Raw genomic sequence first — 12694 nt, 5'->3', positions numbered from 1 at the left:
TTAAATCTCCTCTATTGGCAATAAAACTTTAAAAATTGCTCCACCATTTTTCTTATTGGATGCAGATATAACACCATTATGTGCAGTAATAATTGCTTTACAAATTGCAAGTCCTAGACCAACACCCCTGCTACCATCAACAATATTCTTATGATATGTAACAAATCCATCAAAAAGCGTATCCATAATAGTTGGATCAATACCATCTCCATTATCAGACACTTCAAAAACTACATTATTACCCGATTTATATACTTTAAGTTGTATTTGAGTTTCCTCATTAGTATGCTTGTATGCATTATCTAAAATATTAACAAGTACTTGAACTATTAACCTACCGTCAACCATTACAATAATTATATCATCTGGTACAAAAACATGGAATCTACAAGATGATGTAAGATGTGGCATATGTGTTAATGCTTGATTAATAAGATCATCAACAGCTTCATAATTTTTATTAACAGTTAGCTTTCCCTCACTAATTCTAGTCATATCCAAAATATTCTGCACTGATTTAATCAGCCATATTGACTCTTCTTTAATATCTGATACTAATTTCCTTATTGATTTTAAATCTAAATTATCATAGCTGTCTAATATAAGTTCACTTGAACCAACAATCCCTGTAAGTGGTGTTCGCAAATCGTGTGAAACACTTCTTAACAATGTGCTTTTCAACCTCTCACTTTCCATAGCAATTTTAATTTTCTCTCTTTCATCATATATAAATTCTCTATCCAAAACAAGGGCCATCTGATAGACTATTGTCTTAATTATCATATTGTTTTCAGATGACATTGGCAATTTTATATCTATTATACCCATAGTTCCAATTTCTTTAGCAACGCCTTTTATTGGTATTTTATATAAGTCTTTTTGATTTGTTTCAATATAATCAGCATCTATTCCTGGTGTGAAAAATATTTTTTCTTCATCATCCAACTTTACATAACAATAATAACCCACATAATCACTTATAAAATTTATACCCTTAAGTATGATATTTTCTTTACCAGTAACATTCAAAAAACCTCTAGTAATTTCATATAATAGACGTGCAGTTCGTTCATTATTCTTTGCAACCTCTGTTTGATATTGAAATTTAGAAGTCATAGTACTGGAAATTAACGATGCAATAAGAAAAAATACAATAAGAATAAAATCTTGAGAATAACTTATAATTAATGTATGAATAGGCTGAGTTAAAAAATAATTGAACAACAATACACTTAAAACACCTGCTACTGCACCATAAATATATCCCCTAGTAAATGATGTCACAGTTAAAACACCCACTAAAAATACCATTAATGCATTTTCTTTGCCGATTCCTGCATTACTCATAGCAATTGACAGTATTGTAGAAATGGAACAAATTAAAATTAACCTTATAGAGTAATTTAAATGTTTTATCATGAAGTTCTTATGTTCTTCATATATTACTTTATATTTCATACTATCACCTGCATTTTTTTAATAATTCTTTATTAACTAATTCTAACAATAATATTATACCACTACACCATGATTTTACAATTAGAATTTTCTACAACCTAACTTCAAATAAAAACATAGTTTTGTCACAATTATTTTTTTCTTTATGATATAATAAATACAACTAATGAAACAAAGACATAAGTCTTTGTCTTGATGTATTTATTGAATCGTTGTGATGCAAGCCGTTATCTGGCTTGCTTTATGATATAATAAATACAATTAATTATTAAATTAAAGAGGTGTTACTATGCCAGTTATGCTAATTGCAGATGATAATAAACAAATTACATCTATTTTAGAGGAATATGCTAAAAAGGAAGGATTTACTACTAAAATAGCTCTAGATGGTCGTGAGGCACTGGATATTTTTGAAAAATTTCATCCAGATGTTATATTACTTGATGTTATGATGCCATTAGTGGATGGTTTTGAGGTATGTAGAAAAATTAGAAAAACTTCAAATGTACCAATCATTATGATAACAGCAAGGGGTGAGGACTTTGAAAAAATCATGGGTCTTGATATCGGTGCTGATGATTATATATTGAAACCATTCTCGCCCGCAGAAGTTATGGCAAGAGTAAGAGCTGTTTTGCGAAGAATAACTCATATAGAAGAAGAAAAACAAAATTTATTTTTATATGATAATTTAAAAATTAATATAGATGACTATTTAGTTATGATTAATAACAAAAGTATTTCTCTTACAAAAAAAGAAATTGAACTTTTATGGACACTATCTACAAATAAAAATAAAGTTTTCTCACGTGATAGCTTGTTAAACAGTTTATGGGGTTACGATTATTTTGGTGATACCAGAACAGTTGATTCTCATATAAAAAGACTTCGCTCTAAGTTAGATGAATTTGATCATCCTAATTGGGAAATTAAAACAATTTGGGGTGTAGGGTATAAGTTTGAGGTAAATATTAATGAAAAATAAAATTGCAATTAAATTAATTATGTATTTTTCAGCCACACTCATTCTTTTTTCTATTATTATTGGTAGTATCTTTATGACATTATTTAAAAATCACACACTCAACATTTATAAATCAGATTTAGAAAAACGTGCAATTTCTATTGCTAGCACTCTCAATGATTTCATGGATGTTTCTAAAAAAGGTGCTAATAATAAAGGTGGAATGATGATGGGTGGAATGCAAAATGGGTACGGCTCATATATTCATTCATTAGATACTATTGCCATGGCAGATGTATGGATAGTTGATGAAAATTTAAATCTTATAACAATTGGTCATATGACAAATAAGCAGTATAACTATACTGATTTGCCTAAAGATGCGGAATCTGTAGTTGATAAGGTTTTTGAAGGCAATACAACTTTTAGCGAGGGATTCAGTAACCTATTAAACATACCAACGCTAACCGTCGGAACTCCTATAAAATCAAATAGAAACGTTATAGGAGCATTATTGTTACACACACCTGTTGAAGGAATGAACAGTGCAATTAACCAAGGTTTTAAAATTTTAGGTATAAGTATCATATTTGCACTTATATTATCAACTATTTTATCTATAGTATTTGCTGTATCATTTACTCTTCCATTGAAGAAAATTAAAAACACAGCTATGGAACTTTCTAAAGGAGACTATACAGCAAAAACTGGTGTAGTACAAAGGGATGAAATTGGTGATTTAGCTTCTACAATGGATGTATTAAGTTGCAGATTAAATACAGCAAGTCAAGAAAGTGAAAAGCTTCAAAAATTACGTCGTGATTTCGTTTCTAATATATCACACGAGTTGAGGACACCAGTTACAGTAATTAGAGGTTCTCTAGAAGCCTTATGTGATGAAGTTGTTATAGAACCAAAACAAATTAAAGAATATCATCAACAAATGCTTAATGAAAGCAAATTTCTAGAAAGGCTTGTAAATGATTTGCTCGATTTATCTAGATTGCAAAATGTAGATTTTAAAATTGAAATGCAGGAAATTAACATGTGTGATGTTGTGAGTGATGTAGTTCGTAGTGCTAGAAATATAGCTAAGTTGAAAAATATAGATATAAAGTATAAAAAAGATAGCGAAGTATTATTGTTTTTAGGTGACTATGGAAGACTCCGTCAAATGATTATGATACTAGTTGATAATGCAATAAAATTTTCAAGTATTAATGAAATAGTTATGATAGATATAAATGATAATATAATTAAAATTAAAGATAATGGTATAGGAATATCTAATGATGATTTACCATTTATATTTGATAGATTCTATAAATTGAAATCTGAGGATAACAAAGATGGAACTGGACTTGGATTAGCTATTGCAAAACAAATTGCAGATAGACATAATATCAATATTTCAGTTAATAGTATTCAGAATAAAGGAACTGTATTTAAGCTTGAATTTCCTAACAAATAACTTACCTTGCAATTTTAAAAAACTTTAAGTATAATAAATATAAAGCTAAAAAAGTGAGGTATAGAAATGAAAGTTGTTGCATTTAATGGAAGTCCGAAAAAAGAGGGAAATACGTATCACGCTATAAAATTTGTAGCTGACGAACTAGAAAATCAAGGAATTGAAGTAGAGATAGTACATGTAGGAAATAAAATTATACGAGGTTGTACCGCATGTAACAGTTGCTCTAAAACTCGTAATGAAAGATGTATAATCGATGATGAAGTAAATGATTGGATTCAAAAAATGAAACAAGCAGATGGAGTAATATTTGGTTCTGCAGTTCATTTTTCATCTATAACTGCAACTATGAAAGCATTCTTAGATAGAGCTATGTATGTAGGAAGCGCAAACAAATACATGTATAGGCACAAAGTTTGTGCATCAGTTGTAGCGGTTAGACGTTCAGGTGGATTACCAGCTTTTAATCAATTAAACAATTATATAAATTATGCTGAAATGATTATGCCTAATTCTAATTATTGGAACGTTATTCATGGTGCAAAACCTGGAGAGGTGATGCAGGATGAAGAGGGCATTCAAATAATGAAAGTACTTGGTAAAAACATGGCATGGATTATGAATTTAATTGAGTGTGGCGAAGATAAAATAGAAAAGCCTGTACTAGAAAAAAGAGTTTATACAAATTTCATTAGATAAATAAAAACACAGCATTAAATTTTAAATTTAATGCTGTGTTTTATTCATAAAACTAAAGCGCACCATATATGTGATTTAATCACTGATACCTCTTTTTTTTTTGATATAATGAATACATAATATGATAATTAAGAAAAGGAGATATAAATTATGAGTACATTAAAAATAACTAAGGAAAATTTTGAGAAAGAGGTTATAAATTCTGATAAACCAGTTTTACTTGACTTTTGGGCAGCATGGTGCACGCCTTGTAAAATGGTATCGCCTATAGTTGAAGAAATAGCAAGTGAAGTTACAGATGCAAAAGTTGGTAAAGTAAATATAGATGAGCAACCAGAACTAGCTGCAGCATTTAATGTAATGAGCATACCTACATTAGCTGTAATGAAAAATGGTAAAGTTGTAAATAGTATAGTAGGTGCTAGACCAAAATCAGCTATACTAAAAATGCTTGCTTAATAAATATTATACAGGTAGTAGAGTGTTAACCTCTACTACTCTTTTATTTTGTCATATTACGAATAAACATATTATCATTTTCTAAAAGGGATTCAATAGTATCATATCCCAATTTTTTAAGAAGTTCCATTACATATGGATTATCTACTGGTGTATTATATACTGCTTCTTCCCCATATTTATTAACATAGTTTGTACCTTGATCTTTATCAATTATTATTTTAGGTCCTCCTACACATCCACCTACACATCCCATTCCTTCAAGAAAGTTTTCAGTTATTTTTCCTTCTTTTATTTCATTTAAAAGCTCTCGGCACATTGGAACACCATTTGCCTGCTTTGACTTTAATGGAATTGTTCTATTGGGTCGTAAATAATCTAAGGTGTTTTGAATAGCCTCACTAACACCACCAGTTCTAGCATAAATTCTTCCCGCTTTTGAGGAATGGTCCCTTAAATCTTCTTTGAGATTTTCTGGTTTAATATTTGCAATCTTAAAAATATCACTTACCTCTTGAAATGTTAAAACAAAATCTACAGCATCAGCAATATCCTTTTCTCTCGATTCCGCTTTCTTTGCAACACAAGGACCAATAAAAACTGTTTTTGCATCTGGATATAATTTTTTTATTGAACGTCCACATGCTACCATAGGAGATACTGATGGTGGCATATGAGGAATTAAATCATTATAAACTTTCTTTATCATTCCAATCCACATAGGACAACAACAACTTGTCAATAAGTAATCACTATCAGTTTTTATGGCCTTATCAAATTCAAGAGCTTCTTTTAATGTAAGTATGTCTGCAAAAAGTGCTACTTCAATCATGCCAGTGAAACCTAATTCTTTAAATGCACTTCGGAGTTTTCCTGGAGTTACATTTTCACTAAATTGACTCGAAAATGCAGGTGCTATCATAGCATATACTGATTTATCACTATTATTTAAAAGATCAAAGACTGGTAATAAGTCTTTCCTATCACTGAGATTATGTTTTATACAGTTTGCGATACATTTTGAGCACCCTACACATTGATCATCTAACACAACAAAATTTCCACTACTATCTTTAGTTACTGCACCAAAGTCACATATATTTTGGCATTTTTCCTTTTGCTCTTCATCACAATCACAGTCACCCAATCTAATTACAGTGGGATGCATGTTTGGATTTAAAAGGCAATCTAAATGATGCGGATCAAATTTTGTTAATTTTTTAAGCTCGTCATCTATTTTTTTATTTATAGCAGCATTTAAAAGATGATCATATAGCGAATAAAAAGATTTCATGTATTTTAACTCCTTAGTAGAATAATTTTGCTAACTAAACTTAATGATATAATATAAAAATATTTTGTTAATCATCTTTATTACCCTCTACAGATGAATCTGTTCCTTCAGAAAAATCAATAATTTCTGACTGAGACAATATTTGTCCATCTGGAAATTCTATAATTTCATCATCCTCTAAGCCTTCACCTTCGGGCATTTCTGTCTTTGTTTTTTTATCTTCACTTATTTGATGCTTAAAATTTCCTTCTTCATCAACTATACGATATTTTGTATAAGGTGAAACCCCACCTTCTTTTAAATTGTATTTTTCAATTTGATCTTGGTTAATTTTAACATTTCCATTTTCAGTTGCCAAATATAATTCTTTCATAAGTTCCTCCATAATTTACCTGTTTTTATATTTAAAAATATATTAAGTTTCTTTTATAAAGTACGTAAATAATGATAATTAATACTGGTATATAAAAACAAATTTATTATAATTTAACTTATACATAAATAATTATTTTTATTATTATAACCTTGAAGCTAAAAAAAATATAAGACTGGGATTTTCCCAGCCTTATATTTTAAACTAATATATTCATATTAAATTTAACAATTATTATATACTCATAAATCCTAATACTAAATATCCTACCAATGCAACTCCTCCGCATATTAAAGCGTATGGAATCTGAGTTTTAACGTGGTCAATATGGTCAGCTGCAGCACCTGTTGATGCTAATATAGTTGTATCTGATAATGGTGAACAATGGTCACCAAATACTCCTCCACCTGCAACAGCTGCAAATGATGCTACTACCAATGTTGTTACATCTCCACCAGTAAGGTTAAATGCTAATGGAAGTGCTATAGGCATACAGATTGCAAAAGTACCCCATGATGAACCAGTAGAGAATGCCATTATTGCAGAAATTATAAATATGATAGCTGGAAGTAATTGTGGAGTTAATAATCCTTCGCTTACTGAAATTATATAATTTGCTGTTCCCATTGTTTTACTTAATGAGTTAATTGAATATGCTAATGCTAATATTATTATAGCTGGCACTGCACCTTTAACTCCGTCTGTAAGTGTATTCATAATTACTTTAAATGGAATTCCTTGTACAAACATGCTTATTCCCATAAATATAAGAACAAATAAGAAAGCTTCCATTGTTTTTGCAGATTTAATTGTTAAATAAGTTCCCATTGCTATAACAACTATCATCATTACTGGTAATAAGAAATTTAAAAATACTCTTGGTTTTATTCCTGGATATGGTTCCATTTCAGTTAATTCTTTACCTATTAATGGTTCTGCTCCATCTCTCAATACTTTTCCTTCTTTTATAGCTCTTTCTTCTGCCTTTTTCATAGGACCAAAGTCTTTTATTACTCCACCAGCAATCAAGCCAACAAAAATAATTGTAAATACAGCATAAAAGTTAAAAGGAATTGCTTTTATAAATAAATTCATTGCATCTTCTTGTGTTGCAATTACTCCTACACCAATAGCTAAACTGCTAAGATATGCAGCCCATCCAGTTATAGGAACTAAAACACTTACAGGAGCAGCTCCTGAGTCTGCTATATATGATAATTTTTCTCTAGAAACCTTTGCCTTATCAGATATACTTCTCATAGTTGTTCCAACGAATAAAGGACTAAAAGAATCACTAAAATATACAAACATTCCTAAAAACCATGCAACTAACTGAACAGCTTTTCTACTTAGTTTCTTGTCTTGTATATATTGAGAAAATCCTTGTATTGCTCCAGTTTTTTGAAAAAACGCTACTATTATACCGATAAATGTGTTTAAAAGCATTACCCAAGCAAAACTTGTTGAACCTAAACTTGTTTTTAACAATGTTGGAAATCCTAATAATCCTTGTCCTGCAATAAGTGTTCCTGTCAAACATGCTAATGCCAAAGACACTACTGTGTTCCTTGTTACAAATGATAGTACAATCGCTATCACAGCAGGTACTAACGATAAAATTCCTAAATCCATTACTTCCATTTTGTCCTCCTAATATTTTTTATCATGTAGCCTCATATATAAATATATTTATGAGGCTACGAAATTTAAAATTTATTTAAATTATTAAATTTTCAAGAAGTTATTTGACCTTGTTACTGTTGCTGTTGGTGCATAATCTAATTTTTTGTCGGCTATTTCTAATATATCTTCTGGTCTAATCCACGGTCTATTTTGTAATCCACTAGTTTCTTCATGTGTCAAATATCCATTATACGTAGTTAGACTTCTTCTTAAAAAGCCATCCTTAATACAAGCTTCCTTTACACCAAGATTTAATATGTTTCTAAAATGAGGTAAAACCGAAGCTGCATATGCAACTGAAGTTGAATTAGATATCGCTCCTGGAATATTCCCAACACAATAATGAACTACTCCTTCTTCAATATATCTTGGATTTTCATGTGTAGTCTCACGGAATGTTTCTATAACGCCAAAATCATTACTTATATCTACTATTACTGATCCTTTTGGCATAGATTTAACCATTTCTCTATCAATTAAAAACTCTTTACTACCTTTAGGCCATTTTACGCAATTAATTACCAAATCTACTTCAGGCAGCATTTTTTTGATATTGTATTTTGTTGATATTTGAGTATTAACATGCTCATTGTAAATCTTTCCCACTTCTCTTAAAGCTGCTATATTTACATCCATTACCGTAACCCATGCACCTAGTGATTGAAGAACCTGCAATGAACTCCTACCTACTATACCTGCACCCAATATTAAAACTTTTATTCCTGGTGCTCCAGCAAGTCCACTAACAAATTTACCGCTCCCTCCATTTATTGATAATAGAGATTCTAAACCCATTAAAGCACCTTGTTTACCAGCTGCTTCGCAATTAGGCGAACCATATCTATGGGAATCCTCAGCAGTAAATGAAATTACTTTTTTTTCTAACAATGCGTCTACTTCTTCTCTATGTGCAGCTGGATGAATACATGTAAATATTATTTGTTTATCTCTTAATAAATTATACTCACTTGATTCAATTTCTTTTACTTTAGCAACTAAATCACATCTTTGATAAATTTCTTCCATAGTACCTACAATTTCAGCGCCTTCTTTTTTATAATCCTCGTCACTAAATCCTGCATTTTTACCTGCATCTTTTTGAACAAGTACTGTATGACCATCTCCAATAATTGTTGATACTTCTGACGGAGTCGCTATAACCCTATACTCACCATTTTTAATGTCTTTTAATACTCCAAAAATCAATTTATTGCCTCCTAATAATATATATGCTTATTATATAAGCAATTTTAGTGCCAAGAATTGCTTAAGCATTAATTATAAAAAATGCTAGTATTTTCAACGTTTATTTTATAATTAACAAAAAATAATTTTTTATATATAAACAAATCGCTCATTTATGGTCATACAACTGCTCATATATGAACTATAATCTAATGTTATTAATAAAAATAACCCACCTTAACGCAAAAGTGATACTATTATTTTCATATAGTACCACTAATTTTTATATTAAATTATATTGTTTGGCTTTCCTTTGCAATGTTTGTCTTGGAATATTTAGAAGTTTTGAAGCTTTAGTCACATTATATTCTACATGTTTTAATGTTTTTTCTATTATACATCTCTCGTAATTATTAACCATTTCTGTCAATGGCTCAATTTTCAACTCAACATCCTCATTAAATTGTATTAATTCATTGTACTTATCCTCTATATCTCTAAATTCTAGTTTTTCTTTTGTTTTATCAACAACGCTTAATCCATGTATTATTACATTTTCTAACTCCCGTATATTACCTGGCCAATCATAATCTCTTAACTTATCATATAGCTTATTAGAAACATATTTAATATTTTTATTAAATACTTTGTTATATTTTGCTACATTAAAGCTCACAAGTAGTGGTATGTCATCTTTTCGGTCTCTTAATGGAGGTATATTAATATTTAAAACACTAAGTCTATAATAAATATCTCTCCTTAAATAACCTCTTTCTATTGCTTTTAAAGGTTCTTCATTTAAAGCTGCAATAACTTTAATATCAACACTTTTCGATTCTTTAGCACCTATACTTCTAAATGTACCATCTTGCAATACTCTTAATAATTTTGATTGCAAATGCAAAGGCATGGAGTTTATTTCATCTAAAAATAAGGTTCCTCCATCAGCAAGCTCTAACAATCCCTTATTATCAACAGCTCCTGTAAATGCACCCTTTGATGTTCCGAACAAAATACTTTCAAGTAATGTATCTGGTATTGCTGCACAATTTTGAGATATAAAAGGTTTTTCTTTTCTTTTACTTGCATTATGTATTGATTGTGCGAAAAGTTCTTTTCCAGTACCAGTTTCACCATATATCATAGTTGGCAAGTCACAATCAGCAACAACATTTATATGATTTTTTAATTCAAGCATTCTAGCATTATTTGTTATTATGCTTTCTGCAACATATTTAGCTTGATTACCAACGGAGTTTAATTTATTCATATTATTTTTTTCAAAAATTTCGCTATCTATTTCTATATTATCTTCACTGTTTTTATCATCATTCTCACTAACTGATAAATCAATTGCACCTACAATTTTATTTCCTGATTTAATTGGTACAGACAAAGAGGTAATTTTAATTTCTTTTTTTCCTTTAGACTTGAGTATTTGATTTTCAATATACAATGGCACACCAAGTTGCATAGATTTATAAGTAGAACTATTTTCATTATTTAAGTTCTCATAAACATCTAAGAAATTTTTACCTACTACTTCATAGTTTTCATTATTTTCTGAATTTAACTTATTATTAAATTTAGCAGTAAAGAGAATTTCACCTTTTATATCAATTATTGTAATACCGTCAATATACCCCTTGCCATTAAATAGATTCTTGTTTAACTCCATTTCTTCACCTCAAATATCATGAAATATATCTATAATACATAATACCAAATCATTTAATAATATACAACCATTATAAGTTTTTATATATACTAAAAATTTATAATAATTCCTTTGCTAAAACAAAAAACATCATTCATTCTTTAGAAATCAGATGTTTTTTATTACAAACTATTTTTATCTATCTTATAATTAAATACTATTAATGGTCTCCGCACTCGTCGCTATGTTGATGTTCGTGGCAAACAGAACCTGTTGATTTTAATTCACCTTTTAAATAGCTAATTACAACATCTTCAGCATTTCCTTTTGCACCAGTTATAACTTCTATGTTTTTTTCATTGAATATTTCTATGGCACCGCCACCCATTCCTCCTGATATTATTACATTTACTCCTTTATCATGTAAAAAGTTAGGTAAAAAACCAGGTTTATGTCCAGGATTTGGTATAAGTTCACTTTTTACTATTTTACTATTCTCAGTATCAAAAATCATAAATCCTTCACAATGGCCAAAATGTTCAGTTACCATTTTATTTTCACTTGCTACAGCTATTTTCATTTTATCTCCTCCAACATTTTCTATATTTTCAGAATCATTTAATTTCTCAAGAGAATCCGACATATTATCTAACCAATCGTTGGTATAAAGTTCTATCATTCCTTTATCAACTGACAACGCAATTTTAGGGTCTATAGGGAATTTAGAAATTACTTTAATTCCATGCTTATCTGCAATTTCTTCAATATGACTTTCACCAAAAATTTTATATTCCTTATCACAATCAGGACATTTAAAATATGACATGTTTTCAACTATACCTAATATTGGAACATTCATCATTTCTGCCATTCTCACAGCTTTAGAAACTATCATTGAAACAAGTTCTTGTGGTGAAGTTACTATAACTATACCATCAATAGGAATAGATTGAAAAACGGTAAGAGGTACGTCCCCAGTTCCAGGAGGCATATCAATAAACATATAGTCTATATTATCCCATACTACATCTGTCCAGAACTGTTTAACTGTATTTGCAATAATAGGACCTCTCCATACAACTGGATCAGTATCATTTTCTAAAAGCAAATTAATTGACATAATGTCTATTCCTGTTTTACTTTTAACTGGAATAACTCCTCTTTCACTACCTGATGCTTTTCTGCTTATACCAAAAGCTTTTGGTATAGATGGTCCTGTTATATCAGCATCAAGGATTGCAGTATTGTATCCTTTTCTATTCATAGCAATAGCTAACATTGATGTTACTAGTGATTTACCTACTCCGCCTTTTCCACTTACAATCCCAATAACCTTTTTAATACTACTATGCTCATTTGGCTTTTCTCTAAAATCCACTTCTTTTCTTTCATCACAGTCTTCACTGCATGAACCACAATTTTGATTACAATTTTCGCTCATTTTTGTCTCC

Annotated in this window: 11 protein-coding genes; 4 read left to right on the top strand and 7 right to left on the bottom strand. The window is 29.7% G+C overall.

Annotated elements, in window-relative coordinates:
* Complete coding sequence (locus tag J2Z76_RS09455; protein ID WP_245210396.1) at positions 1–1458, bottom strand: sensor histidine kinase; 1458 nt, start codon at positions 1456–1458, stop codon at positions 1–3.
* Between the two features lie 289 nt (positions 1459–1747).
* Here J2Z76_RS09455 and J2Z76_RS09450 point away from each other — a divergent pair, with 289 nt between their 5' ends.
* From J2Z76_RS09450 to trxA, 4 genes are all read left to right on the top strand, one after another.
* Positions 1748–2443: a response regulator transcription factor gene (locus J2Z76_RS09450; RefSeq protein ID WP_209511802.1), complete on the top strand. Its 696-nt coding sequence runs from the start codon at positions 1748–1750 to the stop codon at positions 2441–2443.
* Positions 2433–3893, top strand: a complete 1461-nt coding sequence (locus J2Z76_RS09445) for a sensor histidine kinase (RefSeq protein WP_209511801.1) — start codon at positions 2433–2435, stop codon at positions 3891–3893. The genes J2Z76_RS09450 and J2Z76_RS09445 overlap by 11 nt, the downstream gene beginning before the upstream one ends.
* A gap of 66 nt (positions 3894–3959) precedes the next feature.
* Positions 3960–4592: a flavodoxin family protein gene (locus J2Z76_RS09440; RefSeq protein WP_209511800.1), complete on the top strand. Its 633-nt coding sequence runs from the start codon at positions 3960–3962 to the stop codon at positions 4590–4592.
* Positions 4593–4742: 150 nt separating this feature from the next.
* On the top strand, positions 4743–5051 hold the full coding sequence (trxA, locus tag J2Z76_RS09435) for a thioredoxin (protein WP_209511799.1): 309 nt from the start codon (positions 4743–4745) through the stop codon (positions 5049–5051).
* A gap of 43 nt (positions 5052–5094) precedes the next feature.
* Here trxA and J2Z76_RS09430 read toward each other — a convergent pair whose 3' ends face one another.
* The 6 genes from J2Z76_RS09430 to J2Z76_RS09405 all read right to left on the bottom strand — a co-directional run bounded on the left by J2Z76_RS09430 (position 5095) and on the right by J2Z76_RS09405 (position 12684).
* The gene (locus J2Z76_RS09430) at positions 5095–6345 is read right to left on the bottom strand and encodes a [Fe-Fe] hydrogenase large subunit C-terminal domain-containing protein (RefSeq protein WP_209511798.1); all 1251 of its coding nucleotides are present in this window, start codon (positions 6343–6345) and stop codon (positions 5095–5097) included.
* Positions 6346–6412: 67 nt separating this feature from the next.
* Positions 6413–6718, bottom strand: a complete 306-nt coding sequence (locus J2Z76_RS09425; protein ID WP_209511797.1) for a hypothetical protein — start codon at positions 6716–6718, stop codon at positions 6413–6415.
* A 234-nt stretch (positions 6719–6952) separates the two neighbouring features.
* Positions 6953–8359 carry a Na+/H+ antiporter NhaC family protein gene (locus J2Z76_RS09420; RefSeq protein WP_209511796.1) on the bottom strand — a complete coding sequence of 469 codons (1407 nt, stop codon included), beginning with the start codon at positions 8357–8359 and terminating at the stop codon, positions 6953–6955.
* Positions 8360–8443: 84 nt separating this feature from the next.
* Positions 8444–9607 (bottom strand): alanine dehydrogenase, encoded by a 1164-nt coding sequence (locus J2Z76_RS09415; protein WP_209511795.1) that lies wholly within the window; start codon positions 9605–9607, stop codon positions 8444–8446.
* Between the two features lie 262 nt (positions 9608–9869).
* A complete protein-coding gene (locus tag J2Z76_RS09410) occupies positions 9870–11264 on the bottom strand; it encodes a sigma-54 interaction domain-containing protein (protein ID WP_209511794.1) in 1395 nt (464 codons plus the stop codon).
* A gap of 199 nt (positions 11265–11463) precedes the next feature.
* The gene (locus J2Z76_RS09405; protein WP_209511793.1) at positions 11464–12684 is read right to left on the bottom strand and encodes an iron-sulfur cluster carrier protein MrpORP; all 1221 of its coding nucleotides are present in this window, start codon (positions 12682–12684) and stop codon (positions 11464–11466) included.
* Between the last annotated feature and the right edge of the window lie 10 nt (positions 12685–12694).

Origin of the sequence: Sedimentibacter acidaminivorans (genome assembly GCF_017873955.1) — a bacterium.
In the GTDB taxonomy this organism is placed as follows: Bacteria; Bacillota; Clostridia; order Tissierellales; family Sedimentibacteraceae; genus Sedimentibacter; species Sedimentibacter acidaminivorans.
This window is presented reverse-complemented; position numbering and strand designations above follow the sequence as displayed.